This is a genomic window from Marinobacter zhanjiangensis (assembly GCF_014651935.1).
In the GTDB taxonomy this organism is placed as follows: Bacteria; Pseudomonadota; Gammaproteobacteria; order Pseudomonadales; family Oleiphilaceae; genus Marinobacter; species Marinobacter zhanjiangensis.
The window spans coordinates 413,546-434,894 of sequence record NZ_BMXV01000001.1 but is presented as its reverse complement, the minus strand read 5'-3'; the positions used below and the strand labels follow the sequence as shown (position 1 = coordinate 434,894).

General features: G+C 58.6%; 22 protein-coding genes, 1 tRNA gene and 2 pseudogenes. 17 read left to right on the top strand and 8 right to left on the bottom strand.

All coding sequences use genetic code 11. The features are described from left to right. The first annotated feature begins 14 nt into the window (after window positions 1-14). From IE079_RS01970 to IE079_RS01960, 3 genes are all read left to right on the top strand, one after another. The gene (locus tag IE079_RS01970) at window positions 15-1,136 is read left to right on the top strand and encodes a L,D-transpeptidase family protein (RefSeq protein WP_189571997.1); all 1,122 of its coding nucleotides are present in this window, start codon (window positions 15-17) and stop codon (window positions 1,134-1,136) included. Between the two features lie 82 nt (window positions 1,137-1,218). Further along, the gene (locus IE079_RS01965; RefSeq protein WP_189571994.1) at window positions 1,219-2,694 is read left to right on the top strand and encodes an NfeD family protein; all 1,476 of its coding nucleotides are present in this window, start codon (window positions 1,219-1,221) and stop codon (window positions 2,692-2,694) included. Window positions 2,695-2,703: 9 nt separating this feature from the next. Then, window positions 2,704-3,519, top strand: a complete 816-nt coding sequence (locus IE079_RS01960) for a slipin family protein (protein ID WP_189571991.1) — start codon at window positions 2,704-2,706, stop codon at window positions 3,517-3,519. Between the two features lie 63 nt (window positions 3,520-3,582). Here IE079_RS01960 and IE079_RS01955 read toward each other — a convergent pair whose 3' ends face one another. The 3 genes from IE079_RS01955 to IE079_RS01945 form a co-directional block, all read right to left on the bottom strand. Continuing rightward, window positions 3,583-3,864, bottom strand: coding sequence for an Lpp/OprI family alanine-zipper lipoprotein (locus IE079_RS01955; protein WP_189571988.1), 282 nt, complete (start codon window positions 3,862-3,864; stop codon window positions 3,583-3,585). Between the two features lie 225 nt (window positions 3,865-4,089). Next, the gene (locus tag IE079_RS01950) at window positions 4,090-4,542 is read right to left on the bottom strand and encodes a L,D-transpeptidase family protein (protein ID WP_265013626.1); all 453 of its coding nucleotides are present in this window, start codon (window positions 4,540-4,542) and stop codon (window positions 4,090-4,092) included. A 242-nt stretch (window positions 4,543-4,784) separates the two neighbouring features. Next, a complete protein-coding gene (locus IE079_RS01945) occupies window positions 4,785-6,500 on the bottom strand; it encodes a potassium/proton antiporter (protein ID WP_189571982.1) in 1,716 nt (571 codons plus the stop codon). A gap of 298 nt (window positions 6,501-6,798) precedes the next feature. On the opposite strand from IE079_RS01945, the gene IE079_RS01940 reads away from it, so the two are divergent. The 9 genes from IE079_RS01940 (at window position 6,799) to IE079_RS01900 (ending at window position 12,066) form a co-directional block, all read left to right on the top strand. Further along, a tRNA-Gly gene (locus IE079_RS01940) sits at window positions 6,799-6,872 on the top strand. Between the two features lie 179 nt (window positions 6,873-7,051). Then, the gene (locus IE079_RS01935; protein WP_227712251.1) at window positions 7,052-7,192 is read left to right on the top strand and encodes a hypothetical protein; all 141 of its coding nucleotides are present in this window, start codon (window positions 7,052-7,054) and stop codon (window positions 7,190-7,192) included. A 351-nt stretch (window positions 7,193-7,543) separates the two neighbouring features. Beyond that, window positions 7,544-7,879 carry a hypothetical protein gene (locus IE079_RS01930; RefSeq protein WP_189571979.1) on the top strand — a complete coding sequence of 112 codons (336 nt, stop codon included), beginning with the start codon at window positions 7,544-7,546 and terminating at the stop codon, window positions 7,877-7,879. After that, a complete protein-coding gene (locus IE079_RS01925) occupies window positions 7,879-8,370 on the top strand; it encodes a hypothetical protein (RefSeq protein WP_189571977.1) in 492 nt (163 codons plus the stop codon). Before IE079_RS01930 ends, IE079_RS01925 begins: the two co-directional genes overlap by 1 nt. 214 nt (window positions 8,371-8,584) lie before the next feature. Further along, window positions 8,585-9,472 (top strand): hypothetical protein, encoded by an 888-nt coding sequence (locus IE079_RS01920; protein ID WP_189571974.1) that lies wholly within the window; start codon window positions 8,585-8,587, stop codon window positions 9,470-9,472. Between the two features lie 500 nt (window positions 9,473-9,972). Further along, window positions 9,973-10,350 (top strand): hypothetical protein, encoded by a 378-nt coding sequence (locus IE079_RS01915; RefSeq protein WP_189571971.1) that lies wholly within the window; start codon window positions 9,973-9,975, stop codon window positions 10,348-10,350. 120 nt (window positions 10,351-10,470) lie between these two features. Continuing rightward, window positions 10,471-10,758 carry a hypothetical protein gene (locus tag IE079_RS01910; protein ID WP_189571968.1) on the top strand — a complete coding sequence of 96 codons (288 nt, stop codon included), beginning with the start codon at window positions 10,471-10,473 and terminating at the stop codon, window positions 10,756-10,758. 79 nt (window positions 10,759-10,837) lie between these two features. Then, the gene (locus IE079_RS01905; RefSeq protein WP_189571965.1) at window positions 10,838-11,341 is read left to right on the top strand and encodes a DUF411 domain-containing protein; all 504 of its coding nucleotides are present in this window, start codon (window positions 10,838-10,840) and stop codon (window positions 11,339-11,341) included. Between the two features lie 2 nt (window positions 11,342-11,343). Then, complete coding sequence (locus IE079_RS01900; protein ID WP_189572913.1) at window positions 11,344-12,066, top strand: cytochrome c biogenesis CcdA family protein; 723 nt, start codon at window positions 11,344-11,346, stop codon at window positions 12,064-12,066. A 24-nt stretch (window positions 12,067-12,090) separates the two neighbouring features. Here IE079_RS01900 and IE079_RS19070 read toward each other — a convergent pair. After that, window positions 12,091-12,246 (bottom strand): annotated as a pseudogene (locus IE079_RS19070) (prolipoprotein diacylglyceryl transferase family protein); the annotation flags it as partial. Window positions 12,247-12,412: 166 nt separating this feature from the next. On the opposite strand from IE079_RS19070, the gene IE079_RS01895 reads away from it, so the two are divergent. Continuing rightward, window positions 12,413-13,702, top strand: a complete 1,290-nt coding sequence (locus IE079_RS01895; protein WP_189571962.1) for an ATP-grasp domain-containing protein — start codon at window positions 12,413-12,415, stop codon at window positions 13,700-13,702. A 174-nt stretch (window positions 13,703-13,876) separates the two neighbouring features. Here the strand turns inward: IE079_RS01895 and IE079_RS01890 are convergent, their stop codons facing one another. Continuing rightward, the gene (locus tag IE079_RS01890; RefSeq protein WP_189571959.1) at window positions 13,877-14,377 is read right to left on the bottom strand and encodes a hypothetical protein; all 501 of its coding nucleotides are present in this window, start codon (window positions 14,375-14,377) and stop codon (window positions 13,877-13,879) included. A gap of 141 nt (window positions 14,378-14,518) precedes the next feature. Continuing rightward, window positions 14,519-14,923 (bottom strand): annotated as a pseudogene (locus IE079_RS01885) (copper resistance protein B); the annotation flags it as partial. A gap of 205 nt (window positions 14,924-15,128) precedes the next feature. Here IE079_RS01885 and IE079_RS01880 point away from each other — a divergent pair. Both IE079_RS01880 and IE079_RS01875 read left to right on the top strand, forming a co-directional pair. Beyond that, window positions 15,129-15,797 carry a response regulator transcription factor gene (locus tag IE079_RS01880; RefSeq protein ID WP_189571956.1) on the top strand — a complete coding sequence of 223 codons (669 nt, stop codon included), beginning with the start codon at window positions 15,129-15,131 and terminating at the stop codon, window positions 15,795-15,797. Beyond that, the gene (locus IE079_RS01875) at window positions 15,781-17,115 is read left to right on the top strand and encodes an ATP-binding protein (protein ID WP_189571953.1); all 1,335 of its coding nucleotides are present in this window, start codon (window positions 15,781-15,783) and stop codon (window positions 17,113-17,115) included. Before IE079_RS01880 ends, IE079_RS01875 begins: the two co-directional genes overlap by 17 nt. 206 nt (window positions 17,116-17,321) lie before the next feature. On the opposite strand, the gene ilvD is transcribed toward IE079_RS01875, so the two are convergent. Continuing rightward, window positions 17,322-18,998 carry a dihydroxy-acid dehydratase gene (gene ilvD / locus IE079_RS01870; protein WP_189571950.1) on the bottom strand — a complete coding sequence of 559 codons (1,677 nt, stop codon included), beginning with the start codon at window positions 18,996-18,998 and terminating at the stop codon, window positions 17,322-17,324. Between the two features lie 38 nt (window positions 18,999-19,036). After that, a complete protein-coding gene (locus tag IE079_RS01865; protein ID WP_189571947.1) occupies window positions 19,037-19,648 on the bottom strand; it encodes a TetR/AcrR family transcriptional regulator in 612 nt (203 codons plus the stop codon). 237 nt (window positions 19,649-19,885) lie between these two features. Between IE079_RS01865 and IE079_RS01860 the strand changes: the two genes are divergently transcribed. Both IE079_RS01860 and IE079_RS01855 read left to right on the top strand, forming a co-directional pair. Continuing rightward, complete coding sequence (locus tag IE079_RS01860) at window positions 19,886-20,551, top strand: TVP38/TMEM64 family protein (protein WP_227712248.1); 666 nt, start codon at window positions 19,886-19,888, stop codon at window positions 20,549-20,551. Window positions 20,552-20,618: 67 nt separating this feature from the next. Further along, window positions 20,619-21,242, top strand: coding sequence for a YbhB/YbcL family Raf kinase inhibitor-like protein (locus IE079_RS01855; RefSeq protein ID WP_189571944.1), 624 nt, complete (start codon window positions 20,619-20,621; stop codon window positions 21,240-21,242). The last annotated feature ends 107 nt before the right edge of the window (window positions 21,243-21,349 follow it).

The following is a 21,349-nucleotide window of genomic DNA, read 5'->3' as shown; positions in this document are numbered from 1 at the left end:
TCAGGAACACCAGAATGGTTAGCACCAAGGTTATTGGAGTCACGGTTTTCAGCCTGCTGATGTGGGCTTCTGCAGGGCCCGTCACGGCACAGGAGGCAGGTGGTCGTCAGGCTGGCGACGGCGCACCGGCAGAGATTGAGGCGCCAGCGGGGCAACCCGGTGAGAAGCCCGAACAGAGCCGGACCGGCGCCCCGGTCTGGGTGCTGGAAGGTGATCTGGCGGGCAAGCTGCAGACCATGACCACCGAGCATGAGGATACCTTCGCCGATATCGGCGACCGCCGCAGCCTCGGGTACCTGGAACTGGTCAAGGCCAACCCGGGTGTGGATCCCTGGCTTCCCGGTGAAGGCACCCATATCACCCTGCCTCGCAAATATGTGCTGCCGGATTCCCGCCGCGAAGGCATTGTTATCAACCTGGCTGAATACCGGCTGTACTACTACCGTGATGGCGGTGTCCAGGTGTTTCCGGTCGGCGTGGGTACCGATGACAACCCCTCTCCCCTGACCGATGCCGAGGTGACCATGGGGATTTCCTCCCCCGCCTGGTACCCCCCTTCCAGTATCCGTGCGGAATACGAGGCCAACGGTGAGCACCTGCCGCGAATGATCCCGCCGGGGCCTGAGAACCCTCTGGGGCCTTATGCCCTGATCCTGAGTGAAAAAGGCTACCTGATCCATGGCACCAACAAGGGTTTCGGCATTGGCATGCAGGTCAGTCATGGCTGCTTCCGCATGTACAACGACGATATCATCGGGTTTGCCAAGCTGGTGGACAAGGGAACGCCGGTGCAGGTGGTTCGGCAGCCAGTGAAGATCGGCATGCGTGATGGCCAGCTCTGGCTTGAGGTGCATCGTGCACGCGAGGAATACCCGGAAGATGAAAAGGAGCGCCTGTGGCAGCAGGTCACCGAGAAACTTGCCGGTTTCACCGAAGAAGTCGAGGGGCTGGAAGTCCAGCGCCGGGAAGTCGAGCTTGCGGTTGATCAGGCTGACGGCATTCCCCGTATGATAGGTGAGAGGGTGCAGCAGGTTGCCAGCCGCGATGGCGATACCGCGGGCGCCGGTGAACCGTCGGAGAAAGCAGCCGCCAGTCCGTCCGGTAACAGCCCGCCTTCGCCCCAGCGCTGGTTCTGAGCCGGAGGTGGCCGCAATCCCGGGCTGCCCGTGTCGGCCTGGCTGGTCCGCCAGGCGGTAATACCACGCAAGGGAGCAGGGAATGGAAACACTGACATCATCGCGCTTTCGTCTCGGTCTGTGGGTTGGCCTGATATTGCTCGGGCTTGGCCTTTCAGTGGGTCAGTGGGCGCTGGCGCAATCCGACGCCAACCGTTCGGCGGTGGTGCTGACCATTGACGGTGCCATTGGCCCCGCCACCATGGACTATGTCGTGCGCGGTATCGAACAGGCCGAGCTGGATGAGGCGGCTGTTGTCGTTCTGCGCATGGACACGCCAGGCGGCCTGATGGATTCCATGCGCACCATCATCAAGAGCATTCTCGCGTCCGAGGTGCCGGTAGTTACCTGGGTGACCCCCGCCGGCGCCCGGGCGGCCAGCGCCGGAACCTATATCCTTTACGGCAGTCATGTGGCGGCCATGTCCCCTGCCACCAACCTTGGCTCGGCCACGCCCGTGCAAATGGGTGGCATGCCGGGCAGCAGTGAACCCGCCGAGAATGACGGTGATGGCTCCTCGTCCGGGGAAGAGGGGGAGGCCGGGGACAGCGAGCCGTCATCTGAGGGCAGCACCGCGATGGAGCGCAAGGTGATGGAAGATGCGGTCAGCTATATCCGGGAGCTGGCGGAGCGCCATGGACGTAACGCCGACTGGGCCGAACGGGCGGTGCGTGAGGCGGTGAACCTGGGCGCCAGTGAGGCCCTGGAACAGAACGTGATCGATGTGGTGGCGGACGACCTGGATGACCTGCTGGCCCAGATCAATGGTCGCCAGGTGGTGATGGCCAACGGCGAGCGCACTCTGGATACGGCCAATCTGGCTATCGTGCGCCAGCAGCCGGACTGGCGCACCGATCTGCTGTCGGTAATCACCGATCCCAACGTTGCCTACTTCCTGATGATCATCGGTTTCTACGGTATCATTTTCGAGCTCGCCAATCCCGGCAGCCTTTATCCGGGGGTCATCGGCGCCATTTGTCTGGTGCTGGCCCTGTTCGCCTTCCAGGTGCTGTCAGTGAACTACGCCGGCCTGGCTCTCATTCTGTTGGGTCTCGCCTTTATTGTCGGTGAGGCCTTTGCGCCGAGCTTTGGCATGCTGGGGGTCGGCGGCATCGTCGCGTTCGTGCTGGGTTCGGTTATCCTGATGGATGGCAGTCACCGTGACATTTCATTGCCCACCGTGGGGGGCACCGCTGCCGTGGCAGGTGGCTTTATTCTGTGGACCGTGACACGGTTCATGGGACTGCGGGGCAAGCCGTCGGCTGTCGGTGTGGAGCATGTGTCCGATACGCGATGCCGGGCGCTTGACGATTTCAAACAGGATGGCGACCTCTATCGTGGTCACGTGCAGCTCGGTGGAGAGCGCTGGAATGCTATCAGCAAGGAACCGATAACCAATGGCCAGTGGCTGAAGGCAGAGCATGTCGACGGCCTGACGGTGGAAGTCAGCCCCGGTGCCGAGCCATCCTTGGCTCACCAGGTTGGCCAATCAACCCAGACCCGGTCTGGGCAACAGTAAGGAGGCATTATGTTCGGTGAACTGATTCCCTGGATTGCACCTATTGTGGTGTTACTGCTGATTCTGGGTTCCGCTATTCGTATTCTGCCCGAGTACGAGCGTGGCGTGGTGTTTTTCCTGGGTCGTTTCCAGGGCGTGAAAGGGCCGGGTTTGATTATCATTATTCCTGGCATCCAGCAGATGACGCGAGTCGACCTGCGGGTAGTTGTTCTTGATGTACCCAGCCAGGACGTGATCTCGAAAGACAACGTGACGGTGCGGGTAAACGCGGTTCTCTATTTTCGGGTAGTGGATCCGGAAAGGGCTATCCTGCAGGTGGAAGATTTTGGTTCCGCCACCAGTCAGCTTTCCCAGACCACCCTTCGGTCAGTGCTGGGTAAGCATGACCTGGACGAGATGTTGTCGGAGCGGGACAAGCTTAACTCGGATATTCAGGAGATCATTGATGCCCAGACCGAAGACTGGGGTATCAAGGTGGCCAATGTGGAAATCAAACACGTTGACCTGAACGAGTCCATGATTCGCGCCATTGCCCGGCAGGCAGAGGCGGAACGGGAGCGTCGGGCCAAGGTTATCCATGCCGAAGGTGAGCTGCAGGCATCGAAAAAACTGTTGGAGGCGGCCGAGGTTATGTCCGGCAATTCCGGCTCCATGCAGCTGCGTTACCTGCAGACACTGGCTGACATGAATAACAGTAATTCGTCGACTATCGTGTTCCCGCTACCGATGGATTTCATTGAAACCTTTATGAAGAACGTGCCGAGGGGGCCTTCCGCGCCAGCGGGGTCAGGTAACGGTGGTCAGGGAGTGGGTACTGACGGCTAAGCCATTCAGGCACAAAAAAGGCCGGCATTTGCCGGCCTTTTTTGTGCAGTTGCTATCCCACCATTACTTCTGGCTGGAACGCTGAAGCATGCGACGAGCGCGCTCGTTTGCTTCGTCTGCAGACTGTTGAGCTTCCTTGGCTTCTGCCAGGGCCTGCTCGGCACGGCGCAGGGCAGTGTTTGCCTTGCGGTCGGCATTGTTTGCAGTGCTCAGGGCGTTGCTGGCGGTCTGCTCTGCAGAGTTGGCAGTTGCGGACGCTTCATCAATAGCAGCCTGATCAGTAGTGGCACAACCGGCAGTCAGAGCCGTGGCCAGTGCAAACCCTGCGATCGTCAACTTACGCATGTCTTGAATCCCCTTATTAGTCGTTATACTTCCTGTGTTTCAGAAGTTCTGAATGAATAACATCCTGTTAAACCGGGTCCGATGGGCTTCCCCACCGGGTGCAGTTACAGTGTAAAACACTCCAGACAAAAATGTTAACTCGAGATAGGTAAAAGTTCTTAGGTAATTACACAAACTTAAGTATGGGTTCAGGAACTTTCTGAATCCACTGGAATTTCAGGCGTGTCAGGGCAGTATGCGAATGGGGGTGCCCACATCCACCAGTTGCCAGATTTCGTCCATTTCCTCGTTGGTCACGGCAATGCAGCCGTCGGTCCAGTCCAGGCCCTTGTAGGCAAAGGCCATGTCTCCCACATCGTTGGGCAGGCCGTGGATCATGATGTTGCCGCCGGGCCTGAGGCCCCAGGACGCCGCCAGCTCCCGGTCTTCGGGGTTGGGGTAGGAGATGCGGATGGACTTGTAGAAGTCACTGTTGGGGTTGCGCAGATCGATGGTGTAGCTGCCCTCGGGGGTACGGCTGTCGCCCTCGTACAGCTTGTGACCTTTCGGGGTCTTGCCCAGGGAGATGCGGTAACTGCGAACAATCTGGTCGTTGGCCATCAGGTAAAGGCGGCGTTCTTCCTTGCGGATGACCAGTTGACTGATCTCGCCGTAGGCGTTGGTGCCAGTATCGGCCATGGCCAGCGTCCGGTTTTCATTGGCCAGGGCCCCCGCGACGAACAGAGTCAGGGCCAGGCATACCGGGACGGGGATAGTGTTACGCAGGAGAGTCAGTAGCAAGGTCATGGCTCAATAGTATCAGGGCTGAATGAATTACGGTTTCGTTACCTTATAGCATAATGCCAGTATTGTGAGCAGGTAACTTTTGTGGGGATATGTCACAAAACCTTTCCCTGCTTGCGGAGTGTATCAACATTCGGTCACGACTCGGCCATTTTCAGGCCAACCTTGGTCACCCGATCCGACTCCGTTGCCCGTGCCACCAATACGACGGGCCCGAGAGTCACCTTGTCGCCCACCACCGGATGACCCTTGGTGCGCTTGGCAAAGCACTCGGCCAGTGACAGCTCCGGCGGCAGCTCATCGAACTCGATACCGTAGACCTGCTCCACATCCCCCAGCAGGGCATCACCGTTAAGCACGAAGTCACCGAAGAATGCCCGCTCAGCCAGGTGCCGTGGTGCCTGTTTGCCCGACAGTGATTTGCCCAGCTCCCGCAGTGCCGAGGGCACCGCGAAAACGGCGACGACGTCACCCTGGGAGATCTGCAGGTCCGGAGCCGGTGGCAGACACTCGCGATGGCGGAAAATACCGGCGATGGCGGTGTTATCCGGCAGAGACAACCGGCCCAGCGGGCGGGGGTCCTGCCAGTGATCGCCCCGGAGGGGGAACAGCATCAGCTCGTGATCGCCGGCCGCTGGCACATCCAGGGGCAGGCGGCGGTAGGGTTCCCCGGTGGCTGGTACTTCCAGGTTCAGCTTGCGGGCAAGGGGGGCCAGCGAGGTGCCCTGCACAAGCAGTGATACCAGCACGATAAAGAATGCAAAGTGGAAGATGTCCCTGGCTTCCGGCAGCCCCGCCATGATCGGAAACAGCGCCAGTACGATCGGTACCGCGCCACGCAGGCCCACCCAGCTGATGAAGAACAGTTCACGACGGTTGAACCCGAAAGGCCAGAGGGTGCTGAACACCGCCAATGGCCGAATCACAAAGATCAGTGTCAGGGCGAGGATGAGGCCGCCGCCGGCCAGTGGCAGCAGATCCGACGGGCTGACCAGCAGCCCCAGCATCAGGAACAGACACAGCTGGGCCAGCCAGGCCAGGCCGTCGTGGACCTGGAGGATCATCGGCATCATCCGTACCGGACGATTACCCACAATCACACCGGCCAGATAGATGGCAAGAAAGCCACTGCCGCTGAGGATGTTGGTGCCGGCAAATACACACAACCCGGCGGCCGCGACCATCAGTGGGTACAGTGCCGGGGTCAGGCGAATCCGGTTGGTCACCTCCACGATCAGGAAGCCCCCCAGAACCCCGACAAGGGTACCGATGCCAAACTGGCGAACCAGCATCAACAGTCCATCGGCGAGGCTCGATGCGCCATTGGCACTGAGCAGACTGACCAGCATCAGGGTCAGGAAAATGGCCATCGGGTCGTTGGAGCCGGACTCGATTTCCAGGGTGGCACTGACCCGTTCATTCAGATGCAGGCCATGACCCTGAAGCAGGGAGAATACGGCTGCCGCGTCGGTGGAGGATATGATGGCGCCGATCAGCAGGGCGACCATCCAGTGCAGGTCGAATATCAGCCAGGCACAGAGGCCGGCCAGGGCGGCCGTGATGAAGACCCCCACGGTGGCCAGCATGACCGCCGGTTTGAGGCCAACGCGGAAGGTTTCAGCCCGGGTCCGCATACCGCCATCCAGCAGTATCACCGCCAGGGCCAGATTGCCAATGACAAAGGCCAGCTCGAAATCGTCAAAACGGATGCCGCCGGCTCCGTCCTCCCCCATTATCATGCCCACCACCAGGAAAATCAGCAGCACCGGCATGCCCACCCGGCTGGAAAGCGGGCTGAGCAGTATGCTCATGACGAGCATGGCGGCGCCAATAAGGATCAGATAGGGGTCCATGAATACTCCAGGTGAAAAGACGTCCGGGCGGCCAAAGGGAAAACACGATTCGCCTGAATCGGCGCACGCTCCGGGTTCCTGCCAGCGGTACCCTGAATACTAGCAGCCTGTCGGACTTGGGTCTGTTGTACTGTGGAAAAGCCGGATTTGGTTATTTTCAGTCCCTTTATCGTCAAATAGAACCACTATTCGCCTCGAAAGAGACTAAAATCTGCCTCAAACGGGACGCTAGTGCCTGCGAATACTGTATTTCCCGGGGTGTTGCCTGTTTCGACGGGCAGGCTTATATTGGGATCATGCGGGTGTAGCTCAATGGTAGAGCAGAAGCTTCCCAAGCTTAAGACGAGGGTTCGATTCCCTTCACCCGCTCCATCCCGATGTCCCTGAACATCCTCATACCTCCAGTATTCATCTTTAAATCAGCTAGTTGCAAGCAATCGACGAATTTATACGTCCCTGTACATCCTTCTATATCGGGCCCCCTTTTGTATGGGCGTTTGTATGGTAATTTTGATGGCGAACTCTCCCATACAAATCAGGACGCAGTAGCTGTGAAACGCACCGAGATCAAACGCACTCCTCTGGCTGAAATGGTTCTCAGAAGCCTTGAGCCGGAGAGCAAGCTTTACCGGGTAAGGGGCGGCGACAATCTGCTTTATTTCACGGTTGACTCCAAGGGCGCCAAGAGGTGAGAGGTCAGATTCAAGGCGCCCGGTGGCCGGTGGAGCTGGATGGGCGTCGGAGGCTATCCGGCGGTGAGTGCAAAGCTGGCTCGCAGGGAGACCGATGTCATCCAGGTCAGGGGCGCTCGGGATTCGCAAAAATAGTCAGACGGGCGGTCGACCAACCGGTGTTCGGGTCAGGAAATCAATGAAATACTCTCGGTAGGCAGGGCGCCTCAGCCCGAAGGGGATGAGCAGAGCATTTTCTTGTCTCGTGCCGCAGTTCCCAGAAAAACCGGCAGGTTGGTGCCTGAAGTACTGACTGCCTGCCATGCGAGGCTTTAGACTTGGACCCGTCTCAAACAAGGAAGGTGAAAAGGAATGGAATGTCCGAGTATTGTTGATCTCCAGCTCAGTGAAAAAGATCGGAAAGCCCTCGAAGCTATCCGGAAAGCAGAACGAAATGGGGACTGGCTGGAGAAAGCCCTGCCCGTCGGTGTGCTGGCAACGATCTTCCTGGGGAATAAAGCGCCCGAAGCCTCATTCAATATCGCATCCACGGACTGGGTCCTGTTTACTCAGTCCATGAACAGCATCAGCCCCATCGTGCGCAGAAGGGTTTCCGATATCGCGAAGATGCAACGTCTGCGTCAGGGGCTCACCTATCAGCAGCGCCAGTTCTGGGAAGCTGTAGACAATGGCTGCAGAGGTCGGTAATGAAAATTCTGATTCCAGCTTTTTTCGCGTTTCTGGCCTCCGGCATCTCTCATGCTGAAGAACAGGACATTGAACACCGGTATCTGGCCGAAAAAATCGCCAACTATGGTTCAGCAATTGAACGGTGCGAGGCAAAAGCGAGTTCGCGTGAACTCCCGTCCCCTGAGGTGATGGACAAGCTAACCAGCCTTGAGCCGGACACTGCTCGTCATTTCCTCGTAACGTCCAGTGCGATGGCACAAAGAGCCTGTGAAAAACCGGAACTGACAGAGCTGGCCTATGCGATCGGGCGACTGGAGGAAGTCAACCTTTCCGACAAGGCGAGCGCTGTACTGGAGAATACCCGCCCGCTGTTATTCGGGCCGGGCAGCTGGGAGCTTGAGCGGAAGTACATCGAGCTGCCTGAGAGCATAAAGACAGATCTGATGGCAACGGGGTACTTCGATGAGCCCTTTGACGATATCGGTATCCTGGAATCGCTCAACCGCTAAGCCAGGCCGGAGGAGCCTGCCCCGCCTGTAAACAGCTAATGGCCGGGTTCGTGGCGATTCGTGGAATTTTACCAATCGCTACGAATGATTTTCTACATCAAGAACTGCCCAATAGTCTGTTCCCGTCAAACATTGCAAAAGATAGAGGTAAGGTTGGTCTCGCGATTATGGTATTCCGATAACATGTCTTGGAAATGCACCAAGAGATCATCGAATGCGCGCCGTCATCTTTTCAGTTCTGGCTCCCCTGCTTCTATCGGGGTGTGCGGGATCATCAGCGATAAACGAACCATACAGCCAAGACGCTGACCACAGCCGGGCATACAATCTGGCCCGATCCGTCGGCCTGGACGAACTGGAAGACGTGGAGGTTTCCCGGGATCAGTTGTCACGAGGCCTGGGTGATGCTGTGTCTATCGGTCTGGACACATTTTCGTTGATGGATCCCGATCTTCTTGATCTCAGTTTTGGTTCGGCTTTCGGGATGGGCCTGCTTTTCTCAATGGCTGAACCAACCGATCAGATCAAGCGCCACTCTATCATTGCATGGGTGCCTGAGTCCGAGATCTCCGCGAATGACCAGGACGCCGTCGAAGCGCAGGCATTGAGGTGGGTATCTGACTCAATGACCGCGGCCACCGTCACTGCGATGGAGGAAATGGGGTTCACTTATGAGCTGGAGATGCAGCATAAGGACATTGGTCTCCCGTTCGTTTTCTCCGATTACAAAACTCGTATCACCGCTGTGACGCCCGATGGGGATCAGTGTATGGCCCGCTTTAATGTGAGGGAAGGAAGTGTCTCAAAGCGATTGCCTTTACCCGATATGATCGGTCAGAACGGGTATGGCTATCGACTGAATGCCGGCCACGATCGTCGGAATCCGGAGGGCTTCGCCTTGTGTTATAGCAAGGACAGAGACCTCAGAGAGTTAAACCTGAAACTCGGGGGACTGGTGAGTGAGAACCTTCCACCAACAATATTCATGTACCGGCCTCCCGTAGATTTCGGTGAGGATGGAGTTCGACCTCCTTTCGTGCTTGATCAAGGGAAATCGCTTTTATTCGTCACTGTGAGGGACGGTGTAGAGCCAGACGATTGAGTTAGGCAGGCCAGATCCGGTCAAACATTGCAAAAAACTGGGTGGGGGTTGGTACCTCCGTACGGGTCAGCGGCCAGAGGGAATGAGAAAGGTTAAGACTAGGTATCAAGACCTAGGCAACCGATTCTATTGCCCCGATCGGGTGGTAATCCCCCCGTTTTTAGCGGGGCTTGTATGGCGAACCAGGTTTTAGACTCTAAGTGTTTGATTAATAATCATAGTTAGATTCCCTTCGCCCGCTCCACTTCTGGCTTCGATGCCCTCCTCTTCCGTGGAGTTTTCACAAGCTGACCTGAAACAGAGCGACAACTCCTGACAATGGTGCCCGGGTTTGATCCGGATCAAACCGGTGAAAACCAATTGCGATATCGTTGACCTGTGACCTGCTCAAGGGTTCTATTATTGGTGATGGTATCAGTGACTCAAGTCGGGCGCTGATCAGTCGGTGGTGAAGCAATTTCACTTCGTCAGTGAAACGACGGTTCTGTCTGGAAACGATTATGTCTGCTCGTCAGCTTATCGCGGCATTTCTGAGCATTCTGCTACTGGCAGGCGGGTCCTCCGTGGGCGCGGTTCCCGGGCAGAGTGATCATGCCGGTATGGTGGCGGCGGAGACGATTGGCTGCGGCGGCCTGGACCATGAAAGTGCCGCTGAATCCGACAATGACGTACCAATGGACTGCAACGAGCCGAAGCAGTCTCAGTGCCGCATCAGCGCGGCTCCCCAGTGCTCCTTTGTGTTGGTATTCGGCCCGGTGGCGGGCTCGTTATGGGCACCGGCGCAGCTCCCTGGCCAGTTCATCGCCATACCGGCACGGACGGCCTACCAGAATCCTATTCCTGAAGTACTGACTCCCCCTCCTGACTTCCTCTCCTGAACGCTTTGTTGCTGTAGCAACGCTGAGGCTTTTATACCTCACATCCATAGCTGTTCAGGCTAGTGCGCATACCTCAACCGCGTCCGGATTTGAGACCGCCATGCCTGGAAGGAGATCCCGATGAAAAGCACAAAACTCAAACTTGCAGGCGCCGCCGTGGTTCTGGCCGCCGCAATCGGCAGTATGGCCGTATACGCTCACCAATCCGAGCACGGTGGCATGGGCATGATGAGTGGCCATATGGGCAACATGGAAGGCATGGAGGGAATGATGGAAATGATGTCTTCCATGTCTGAGGAAGACCATTCCGCCATGCATACCGCCTGCCTGAAAATGATGGACAGTGCCAACCAGAGCGAGAGTGGGACAACCCACTCTGATCATCACGACGGCGAATTGAATCAGTAACTGATCGGCTGTTCAGGCGCCGGCATCCGGTTGTTATCCCGTTGCCGGCAGCGACCACTTTACTTCGAAGGTAATAACGATGAAAACTCAAGCTACTCTGGGCCTTGTCGCCCTCGTAATCGGTGTCACTGCCATCGGCTTCAAACTGCAAGCGGCCGAATCCACGCCATCGCAGGCAGTGTCCGCTCCGGCGGACCGGATTATAACCGTTCACAAGAGCCCCAGCTGCGGATGCTGTGGGGGGTGGATCGAACACCTCGAGCAAAACGGTTTTGATGTGAAAGTGGAAAACACCGACAACATCAACGATATCAAGATAGAGCATCAGGTGCCCCGGGATCTGGCCTCATGCCATACCGCCCTCATTGATGGCGCGGTAATAGAAGGGCATGTAGAGGCGACTGATATTGTTGACTACGTTGAGTCGGAAACCCGCCCCTTCGGTGAGAGGACAATCGGCATTGCCGTCCCCGGTATGCCCCACGGTGTTCCGGGAATGGAGACCGGTCGTCAGGACAGCTATGACGTGATGGCCTTTGCCGCCGGCGGGCGTGCTGAAAGCGTAAAACGCTACGAGTACTGATGATGCCGGACCTGGCAACCTGGGGCATCACGGCCGCCTTTTTTGGCGGCCTGGTGTCCTTCTTCTCGCCGTGTACGCTGCCGCTGGTGCCGGGCTACCTGTCCGTAGTCACTGGTGGGGCTGTCAATGATGGTGTCAACCGCCTGAAGGCCTTCTGGCTGAGCCTTTGCTTTGTGCTGGGGTTCAGCCTGGTCTTCATTGCGCTTGGCGCCAGTGCAAGTCTGCTGGGGCAATGGCTGATGGCCTACCGGCAGGAAGCCAATCTGGTGGCAGGCGTGCTGATTGTGCTTATGGGGCTGTTCATGCTGGGCTGGTGGAGCATGCCTGCGCTACAAAGAGACTGGCGCCTGGGACAGGCCCTGGAAGGAGGCCGCCCGACCGCCTCCTTTCTGCTGGGTGTGGCGTTCGCCATTGGCTGGACCCCATGCATCGGACCCATTCTGGGAGCCATACTGGCGCTCAGCTCGACCCATGCCAATGCGGAAGCGGGGATGTTATATCTCGCTGTCTATTCGCTGGGCCTGGCACTGCCCTTTCTGATAACTGCGCTGTCCATCGAGCACTTTCGTAAACGCGTTCGCTGGCTCAGCCGCTGGAGCCAACACTTGAGGATGCTGGCGGGCGCGGTGCTGGTGATCATGGGCGTGATGGTGGTCACCGGCCAGATGACCCGCCTGGCATCCTGGATGCTGTCGGCCTTTCCCGTGCTGGGCCAGCTCGGCTGAAAACCCCGGGCAGGCCGCTGTCAGCGATGGAGTGCTCACGACCTGGTCGCCACTGAGCACCGGTTGCGGGTCCGGAAGGCGAACGAACTCGACGGTAAAACGAAATGTCCCGTAGAGCAACAGAAACAGACCTGACGCTGCGCCAGCGTGTACCGGGTCGATTTGTGGATACTTGAGCATTGGCTCTCCAGAACAATCTGAAATGCGCGGGTTAATGTCGTGTGGCATAGTCGACTCGACTTAATGAAAAAATCGACTGCGCCGGTATCCTTCAACGAGCTTGAAAAACAGCATTTATTGAACGATGCAGACCTGAAACCAGACTGAACTTCGAAAAGGATAGTTCTTGCAAAAAACTGATACCTCGTCAGAAAAGACCGAAGCAGAAAGACTGAATCAGCACTGTAGTTGCGTGACTCTTGATCGACATGCCATTACCAGGAGCCTCGCTGACCAGTTGGGTGATGACGCCGACGGGGTTCTGTCCAGTCCGGCCTGGGACCAACTCTTTTCAGACGTCGCCGTTTTCGTCCCCCCTCCGGATCTGGGTCAGATGAAGGCTACGGTTCAGGCCCTGGAGACCGCTGCCGCGCTGCCCGGCTATCAGCGACAAGTACTTGGCTGGGCTCCGCAAAGTGCGCAGTTCGATCCTGGCCCCGCAGGCGTCTTCATGGGCTATGATTTCCACCTTGGTGAGGATGGACCTCGCCTTATCGAGATCAATACCAATGCCGGGGGAGGGTACCTCAATGCCATGCTGGCACGTGCCCAGTCACAGTGCTGCGGTGGCTCCACGCATGTGGCCGGGGCCGAAGACTTCGATGAGGAGGTAACCGCGCAGTTCGAGAGCGAATGGCGCGCCCAGCGTGGCAGTGGACGGCCGGAGAGGATTGCGATCGTCGATGATGAGCCTGCAAGCCAGTACCTCTATCCGGAATTCAGGCTGGCGCAGCAGTCATTACGAAGCCATGGTATCGACGCCGTCATACTCGCGCCGTCTGACTTTCGATATGAATCGGGCACACTATATGGTGGCGGCAAGCGAATTGACCTGGTTTACAATCGCCTGGTGGATTTCGGACTCGACGCATCCGGGCACAGCGCCCTGCGCACTGCCTGGTTGGAGGGAGGTGCGGTCATTACCCCCAATCCCCATATCCACGCTTTGTTCGCCGACAAGCGCAACCTGGCGGTGATGTCCGATCAGGCGTCTCTCCAGGGGTGGGGGTTGAGTGCTGAGAATGCCGAATTGCTGCGCTCCGGTATTCCCCGGACCGTGCTGGTTACGGCTGATAATGCCGATGCTCTCTGGCAACAGCGACGGCAGTGGTTCTTCAAACCTGTCGCAGGCCACGGGAGTAAGGGAGTGTATCGGGGCAGCAAACTGACCAAAAGTACGTTCAACCGTATTCTGGAAAGCGACTACATCGCCCAGGCCCTGGTGCCTCCCTCGGAACGCCTGGTGTTAGTGGATGGAAAGCGGGAGATGCTCAAGGTCGACGTGCGGCTGTATACCTATCGTGGCGCTCTGCTGCTGGCGGCAGCAAGGCTTTACCGGGGTCAGACGACCAATTTCCGTACGCCCGGCGGCGGATTTGCGCCTCTTCTCCTCAAATCTGCGAACACAACAGGTTAAAACCGGATCCGTTTGCAAAGGTGATCATCGCGCTCCGCCGTCACGCAGCCGCAACAACACCGAATGACCAACAACCGGCATCACCCTATTCCCTGGCACAGTGACAGGGAATAGGGTGTTGAAGCGCAACCGGATCATGCCGGTAGTCGGGTTAATTGGGGCTCAGCTTGTTGTTCAGCGCGAGCCCCGCTGGTTACGATCCATATGCTCCAGCATCTGCTCCATCATTAGCTGCATCTGGTTCATGCGATTTTCCATCATTTGCATGCGCTGCCCATAATCCATATCAGCACCCCCGGCGCGATTTCCCCGGGAGTTACCGGACTGCTTCTGGCCCTGATTGTTCATCATGCCCTGGCCGTTACCCATCATGCCCTGGCCGTCGCCCATCATTCCCTGACCACGCCCCATCATGCCTCCACGCATCATCTCCATGTGTTCCTGCATGGATTCCATGTGCTGGTCCCTCAGGCGCTCGCGTTCCGCGCCCGGGTTGGCATCATGCATCTGCTGCATCATTCCCTGCATCCGGGACATGTTGTCATGCATCTGCTGCATTTGTTCCTGGTTCATCATTCCACCCTGGGGCATCTGCCCGGAATTTCCCTGGGCAAATCCCAGCACGGGGGCGGATACGAGAAGTGAACACGCCATTAAACGGGTAAATTTGTTCATAGGATCCTCCTGACAATCTGCATCGATCTGCATTGATCTGCATCGTCTTCAGTAAAGACCATGAAACTGAATTCTGGCTGAAAAAAGCCGGAATCTGTCGGGCAGAAACGGTCTTCCTTGACCTGAATCATCCGATACCTGTCAGAACATGATCCGGGCGCCTATCACCGCAAACCAGGCTTCGGCTCCGCCGCCGTCAGCTTCGGCGAAATCCGCAGTGTCGCCATACTTGCGCTCGTGGACCACGCCCACATAGGGCGAGAAGGCCCGGTCGATCAGCTCATAGCTCAACCGCAACCCGACCTCGGTGGAGTTCAGTCTGCTGCCGACGCCGATCTCCCGGTCCTCGGAAAAGGCCACCAGGGTTTCGAAGCTGGCGGACAGGATCCAGTAGTTGGTGAAGAGCAGCTCATACTCCGCCTCGAAGTCGGCCGAGGCGTCGCCTTCATCACTGACGTACAGATTGGTGTCCACTTCGACCCAGTAAGGTGCCAGGCCGGTAAGACCCGCCACCCCGTGGACTCGGTCCGGCCCTTCCGGGGTATCCATTCCGTCTTCTCCTGTGCAAGGATTGCGTTGTAACGCCTGTCCCCTTGCTCTGGAAATTGAGCAATGTCCAGAAACGGTTGCTACCATGGCCCGGTAACCTGAATCCTTGCTGAAAACGCCGGATTATCTTTTGTTCAGGCTGAGTTAAGGTGGCTCAGTAACACTGGCTGGTACTTGTGCCAACTTCGGAGATGCGTGGCGAATGAGATTGCTTTTGGTGGAAGATGACCGCCTGCTGGCGGAAGGGCTCAGAGGGCAGCTGGAGAAGGCAGGGTTCAGCGTGGATACTGCAAACACAGCCCGGGAGGCGAGGCTCCTGGGGGAGCAGGAGGATTACCGGGTCGGCATCCTCGACCTGGGGCTGCCCGATGGCAACGGCCTGGATGTGCTGGGGCAATGGCGCGGCCATCATGCCGACTTTCCAGTGCTTATCCTGACCGCAAGAGGCGACTGGCAGGACAAGGTCAACGGCCTGAAAGCCGGTGCCGATGACTATCTGGCCAAACCCTTCCAGACCGAGGAGCTGATTGCCCGGCTCCATGCCATTGTGCGGCGCAGCGAAGGGCGGGTGCTGGACTCGCTGAAGGCCGGGCGTTTCGAACTGGACGAGAACCGTCAGATCCTGAAAGCGGATGATGGCGGGGAGTTCAGCCTGACCGGTACGGAATTCCGGCTGCTGCGATGTCTCATGAGCCGCCCCGGTCAGGTGTTCTCCAAGGAACAGTTGATGGAGCAACTGTACAACCTGAACGACAGCCCCAGCGAGAACGTCATCGAAGCCTACATCCGCCGGCTGAGGAAGCTGGTGGGTACCGATGCCATCAAGACCCGACGTGGTCAGGGGTACCTGTTTGATGCCAGTGTCCGTTAGACCACGCTCCGTCAGGGCAACGCTCCTGCTCCTGTTGCTGCCGGCGGGTATCGCCCTGATGGCGCTGGCCTGGTTTATTCATGGTGCCCTGCTGGAGAGGATGTCCCGGGATTTCGTGGAAAGCCGGTTGAAAGACGAGGCGGCCTTCCTGGAGCACCAGATACATCAGTCCGGTGGCCGGCTTGATACGCTGCGCACCGGTGATTACTTCCAGGAAGTGTTTCACCATGCCTTTGCGATAGCCTCACCCTCCCGGCAGACGTTTTCTCCCGAGTCGTGGGCGCCCCTGTTGAGGCCTCTGCTGGCTGGTGAAGGAGACGGTATCGAGAGGGTTCATGATGCCACTGTGGCTGACGCACCGTCTGATATCCTCGCCTACCGCCGGTCGTTTCTGGTCGAAGGCACCGCCATCGTGGTGATAGTGGCGGAAGATATGGAGGCGTTGAAAAACAGCCAGGGCGCATTGCATGCCTGGACGGCCATAGTCTCGATTCTCCTGATCCTCCTGCTGGTGGGCAGTATCTGGGTGGGGATAACATTGTCTTTGCGCCCGGTTGTGTCGCTCCAGGCTGCCCTGAAGAAATTACAGGGTGGGGAAATATCGCGAATCAACGTCGATGGTCCCGACGAATTCCGTCCGCTGGTGAGGCAACTCAATCAGTTGCTGGATTCACTGGATCTGCGTCTGGAGCGCTCGCGGGAGGCACTTGCCAACCTGTCCCATAGCGTCAAGACACCCATAGCCGCAGTCCGGCAGATTCTGGAGGATACCAACCGTCCCCTCGATGAAGACCTCAGGCGGGAAATGGCGTCGAGGCTCGATGACATCGACAGGCAACTGGAGACGGAAATGCGGCGCAGCCGGTTCGCGGGCCCGCAGGTGGGTAAAAGCGCCTACCCGGTAAAACAGGCCCGCGATCTGCTATGGATGCTGGGTCGCCTGTACCCGGACAAATCCTTCGAGATGGCCACCGAGCTTACCCAGGAGCGTCGTTGGCCGATCGAGGAGCACGATCTCAGCGAGATACTTGGCAACCTTCTCGACAATGCCGGCAAGTGGTCGTCCCGTTGCGTGGAGCTGTCACTGGTGGAAACCCGTGAATACATGCAGATCATCGTCAGTGACGACGGTCCCGGTGTCGCGGAAAGCGCCAGGGACCGATTGGGCAAAAGGGGGTTGAGGCTGGACGAGCAGATTCCCGGACATGGACTGGGGCTGGCGATCGTGCTGGATGTTGTTCAGCGTTATGAGGGCAAGATGGAATTCTCGTCCGGGTCAGCGGGCGGCCTGCAAGTGGAGATTGTTATCGGTTACTGATTGCTGCTTTCGGATCCACGTTGAACTGAAGCCTTTCGCTACCGTTAAGTACTTGGGGATCAATGGATTACCAGGCCTGGCGATAGGCTGCCCTGCCAGCAAAGCGACATGTCCGGCTCGACCATTGAGCGCCAGAATATCTGATGCGCCGGGCCGGACCATCCCGTCCGGCACGGCGCCGGACGGAACACCTTGCTCCGGGGCTGCTACGGCAGGTCGGTAACGGCGCCGATGGATGCGGAACTGACGGTGCGGGCATACTTGGCCAGCACACCCCGGGTCGACCTGGGGGCGGGCGCCTGCCACGCCTGGTGACGCCGTTGCATTTCCTCGTCGGTGATATCCAGTTCGATGGTGTTGTTCACCGCATCGATAGTGATGGTATCGCCGTTTTCGACCAGTGCAATGGGCCCGCCTTCAGCGGCTTCCGGGGTGATATGGCCCACCACGAAGCCGTGGCTGCCGCCGGAGAAACGGCCATCGGTGATCAGGGCCACGTCGCTGCCCAGACCCTTGCCCATGATGGCGGACGTGGGGGTGAGCATCTCCCGCATGCCCGGGCCGCCTTTCGGACCCTCGTAACGTATCACCAGCACGTCGCCAGCCACCACGGTACCGTCCATGATTCGCTCCTGGGCTTCTTCCTCGGAGTGGAATACACGGGCCTTGCCGGTGAAGTGGGTGCCTTCCTTGCCGGTGATCTTGGCCACGGCGCCGGTGGGGGACAGGTTACCGAACAGGATGCGCAGGTGGCTGTCGGCCTTGATGGGGTTGTCGAAGGCGTGAATGATGTCCTGGCCCTCAGGATAGGCGTCTACCTCCGCCAGGTTCTCTGCCAGGGTCCTGCCTGTGACGGTCAGACAGTCGCCATGGAGCAGGCCCCGCTCCAGCAGCATTTTCATCAGCGGCTGGATGCCGCCAATAGCCACCAGCTCCGACATCATGTAGTGACCGGAGGGCCGCAGGTCCGCCAGCACCGGTACCTTCTTTCCGATCTGCACGAAATCATCCAGGTCCAGCTCCACGCCCACGGTGCTGGCCATGCCCAGCAGGTGCAGTACCGCATTGGTGGACCCGCCCAGGGCGATGACCACGGTGATGGCGTTCTCGAAGGCCTTGCGGGTCATGATGTCGGAGGGCTTGATGTCCTCATCCAGCAGTTTCAGTACCGCAGCGCCGGCGGCTTCGCAGTCCGCCAGTTTGGTGTCGGATACGGCATTCTGGGCGGAACTGCCGGGCAGGCTCATACCCATGGCCTCAATGGCGGAAGCCATGGTGTTGGCGGTGTACATGCCGCCACAGGAGCCGGGGCCGGGGATGGCGGTTTCCTCGATCTGCTTCACCTCGATCAGGTCCATGTTGCCCTGGGCGTGGGCACCCACCGCCTCGAATACCGAGATGATGTCGGTGTGGTTCTCGCCGGGCTGGATGGTGCCGCCGTAGACGAATACCGAGGGCCGGTTCAGGCGTGCCAGGCCCATGATGCAGCCGGGCATGTTCTTGTCACAGCCACCAATGGCCACCAGGCCATCGAAACCCTCGCAGCCGGCGACGGTTTCGATGGAGTCGGCAATCACTTCCCGGGACACCAGCGAGTACTTCATGCCCTCGGTGCCGTTGGCAATGCCGTCGGATACGGTAATGGTGTTGAAGATCAGGCTTTTGCCGCCGGCTGCGTCAGCACCCTTGGCCGCTTCCCGGGCCAGGCCGTCGATGTGCATGTTGCAGGGGGTCAGGTTGCTCCAGGTGGAGGCAACGCCTACCTGGGGCTTGCGGAAATCGTCGTCGGTGAAGCCCACCGCCCTCAGCATGGCGCGGCTGGCGGACTTGCCAAGGCCATCCACCACCGGAGCGGAGTGGCGGCGGCGTTTGTCGTCGGTCATGGCGGTTTTCCTTTTTTTGAATCAGGGGATCCGGAAGACTAGTGCGATACAGGGGGCTGCGTAAAGGCGCCAAGGGCAGTGATAATGTCTTCAGTGAGGGTTTTCACGTGCTCGGCATCAATATCCCGCTGGGCCAGTGACCTCAGCCCCATGATCTGGGCCTGAATCAGGCGCGCCAGGCGGCGGCTGTCGACTCCCGGTTTTAGCTCACCCTGCGCCCGTGCCGTTTCCAGCAGCTCCACGAGGTAGTCCTCGACGGCCTGCAGGCGCTTGTTGACCAGGGCCCTGAGCTCCTCCTGCTCCTCGGTGACTTCCAGCAGGGTTTTCACCACCAGGCAGGCCCGCGCCGGGGAGTCGGGGGCGGTCATCTGCACCGTCAGTGAGCGCAGATAGGCAAAAATGCCGTCCATGATGGTCGCCGAATCCTCCAGGGATTCAGCCATGGATTGCGACATACGGCCGGCGTAGATATCCAGCGCTTCCCGGAACAGACCATCCTTGTTGCCGAAGGTGGCATACAGGCTGCCGGGCCGCATATCCAGGGCTTTCTCGATGTGTTTCATGGACGTGCCGCTGTAACCCCGCTCCCAGAACAGGCGTACGGCATCTTCCAGGGCCTTGTTTCGGTCAAACTTTGCAACTCTGGGCATGGTTAAACGTCAACGTTCAGAATTTGAACACACCATAACTTGAATGATCGATCAAATACAGCAAGGAGAAGTTTGCCTGGAAGAAGAATTCCTGATGCTGGTGTAATTTCCTGACGCCCTGGGCGTCCAACCAGTGAGCAGTGATCCTCGATGGTTGACGCAGGGTTCCTTACCCTTCCGGCGCGTTACGGTTATAGTAGCGCGCCATTTTTGTTTTTTGCCGGAGCACAACCCGTTTTGGAACCCCTGCAACGCCAGAAGCTGATGATCCGGGTACTGGCCGTCGCCGGTCTGGCCCTGCTGTTGGCCGGGATCTGGGGAGTCCTGATGGCTCTGGGGGCACCGACCTCCCTGTCTCCCGCGAATCTGGCGGCCTGGCTTCAGCAGGAAGGCCCCTGGGGACCGGTGTTACTGGTATTGCTGATGATACTGGCAGTGGTGGTGGGTCCCATCCCGACATTGCCGGTAAGCGCCGCTTCCGGGCTTGCCTTTGGCATGGTTCCGGGCACACTGATCGCAGTGACCGGTGCCTCCGTGGGGGCCATGGTGGCGTTCTGGACCAGCCGTGTGCTGGCCCGCGATTATTTTCGTCGCAAGTTGTCCGGGCATCCGGTCTTCGCCGAGGATGCGCCCCAGCGATCCCTGTTCTGGGGCATCCTGTTTACCCGTCTGGTGCCGCTGTTTTCCTTTGCCCTGATCAGCTATGCCGCAGGTCTGACCTCCGTCGCCGCGCTGCGGTTCCTGGTGGCCTCGGTGGTCGGTATGTTGCCGATGACCTTCGTGTTCGCCGGCCTGGGGCAAACACTGGATGTGCACCCGGTATGGACAGTGATTGCGGCGGCACTGGTGCTGCTGGTGATGACGCTGATGCCTTTATGGTGGCGTGGCGGTCGCCGCCGCTGATCTGGACAAGTCCGGTACGCAACTGCTAAAACCGGGGAGTATTTCTGAAAGCCAACAGGAGCAGACCATGAAGGTTCACGTGAACGGCATTACCGAGGGGCAGCCGGTCCCCGAGAAATTTGCGTTTGGTGTCTACAGTGAAGAAGACCACATGAGCTTCGGCCCCAACCGTAATCCGGATGTCAGCTGGGAAGATGCACCGGAGGGCACAAAGAGCTTTGCCGTGGTGATGTACGATCCCGATGTGCCCAGTGTGGCCGACGATGCCAACCAGGAGGGCAAAACCGTGTCGAAGGATATTCCCCGGGTGGATTTTTTCCATTGGCTGCTGGTGGATATTCCCGCCTCCATCAACCGTATTCCGGAAGGCGAGGACAGTGACGGCGTCAGCCCCAAGGGCAAGGAACCCGGTCCCGGCCCTATTGGTATCAGGGGTGTCAACAACTTCACCCAGTTCCTGGCTGGCAACCCCGACATGGCCGGCACTTATGCGGGCTACGATGGGCCCTGTCCACCCTGGAATGATGAGCTGGTGCACCACTATCACTACGAGGTTTATGCACTCGATGTGGAGTCCCTGGGTCTGACGGGGGAATTCGATGGCGACGCCGTGCGCAAGGCCATGGAAGGGCATGTGCTGGCCAGCGACCGTGTCACCGCCACCTATACCCTGAACCCGGATCTTCGCTAGTTGTTTACTCCCCGGCTGTAACATCCGTGCTCTTCCGGTGTCGGTGAGTCACACTGACTGCACAGCACCTGGAGAGCCGGACACCTGCCCGCCTTACGGTTCCTGCC

Excerpts from the sequence above, each read along its gene's own strand:
- IE079_RS01970 (WP_189571997.1), top strand. The coding sequence starts at position 15 with ATGGTTAGCACCAAGGTTATTGGAGTCACGGTTTTCAGCCTGCTGATG.
- IE079_RS01965 (WP_189571994.1), top strand. The coding sequence starts at position 1,219 with ATGGAAACACTGACATCATCGCGCTTTCGTCTCGGTCTGTGGGTTGGC.
- IE079_RS01960 (WP_189571991.1), top strand. The coding sequence starts at position 2,704 with ATGTTCGGTGAACTGATTCCCTGGATTGCACCTATTGTGGTGTTACTG.
- IE079_RS01955 (WP_189571988.1), bottom strand. The coding sequence starts at position 3,864 with ATGCGTAAGTTGACGATCGCAGGGTTTGCACTGGCCACGGCTCTGACT.
- IE079_RS01950 (WP_265013626.1), bottom strand. The coding sequence starts at position 4,542 with ATGGCCGATACTGGCACCAACGCCTACGGCGAGATCAGTCAACTGGTC.
- IE079_RS01945 (WP_189571982.1), bottom strand. The coding sequence starts at position 6,500 with ATGGACCCCTATCTGATCCTTATTGGCGCCGCCATGCTCGTCATGAGC.
- IE079_RS01930 (WP_189571979.1), top strand. The coding sequence starts at position 7,544 with ATGGAATGTCCGAGTATTGTTGATCTCCAGCTCAGTGAAAAAGATCGG.
- IE079_RS01925 (WP_189571977.1), top strand. The coding sequence starts at position 7,879 with ATGAAAATTCTGATTCCAGCTTTTTTCGCGTTTCTGGCCTCCGGCATC.
- IE079_RS01920 (WP_189571974.1), top strand. The coding sequence starts at position 8,585 with ATGCGCGCCGTCATCTTTTCAGTTCTGGCTCCCCTGCTTCTATCGGGG.
- IE079_RS01915 (WP_189571971.1), top strand. The coding sequence starts at position 9,973 with ATGTCTGCTCGTCAGCTTATCGCGGCATTTCTGAGCATTCTGCTACTG.
- IE079_RS01910 (WP_189571968.1), top strand. The coding sequence starts at position 10,471 with ATGAAAAGCACAAAACTCAAACTTGCAGGCGCCGCCGTGGTTCTGGCC.
- IE079_RS01905 (WP_189571965.1), top strand. The coding sequence starts at position 10,838 with ATGAAAACTCAAGCTACTCTGGGCCTTGTCGCCCTCGTAATCGGTGTC.
- IE079_RS01900 (WP_189572913.1), top strand. The coding sequence starts at position 11,344 with ATGCCGGACCTGGCAACCTGGGGCATCACGGCCGCCTTTTTTGGCGGC.
- IE079_RS01890 (WP_189571959.1), bottom strand. The coding sequence starts at position 14,377 with ATGAACAAATTTACCCGTTTAATGGCGTGTTCACTTCTCGTATCCGCC.
- IE079_RS01880 (WP_189571956.1), top strand. The coding sequence starts at position 15,129 with ATGAGATTGCTTTTGGTGGAAGATGACCGCCTGCTGGCGGAAGGGCTC.
- IE079_RS01875 (WP_189571953.1), top strand. The coding sequence starts at position 15,781 with ATGCCAGTGTCCGTTAGACCACGCTCCGTCAGGGCAACGCTCCTGCTC.
- ilvD (WP_189571950.1), bottom strand. The coding sequence starts at position 18,998 with ATGACCGACGACAAACGCCGCCGCCACTCCGCTCCGGTGGTGGATGGC.
- IE079_RS01865 (WP_189571947.1), bottom strand. The coding sequence starts at position 19,648 with ATGCCCAGAGTTGCAAAGTTTGACCGAAACAAGGCCCTGGAAGATGCC.
- IE079_RS01855 (WP_189571944.1), top strand. The coding sequence starts at position 20,619 with ATGAAGGTTCACGTGAACGGCATTACCGAGGGGCAGCCGGTCCCCGAG.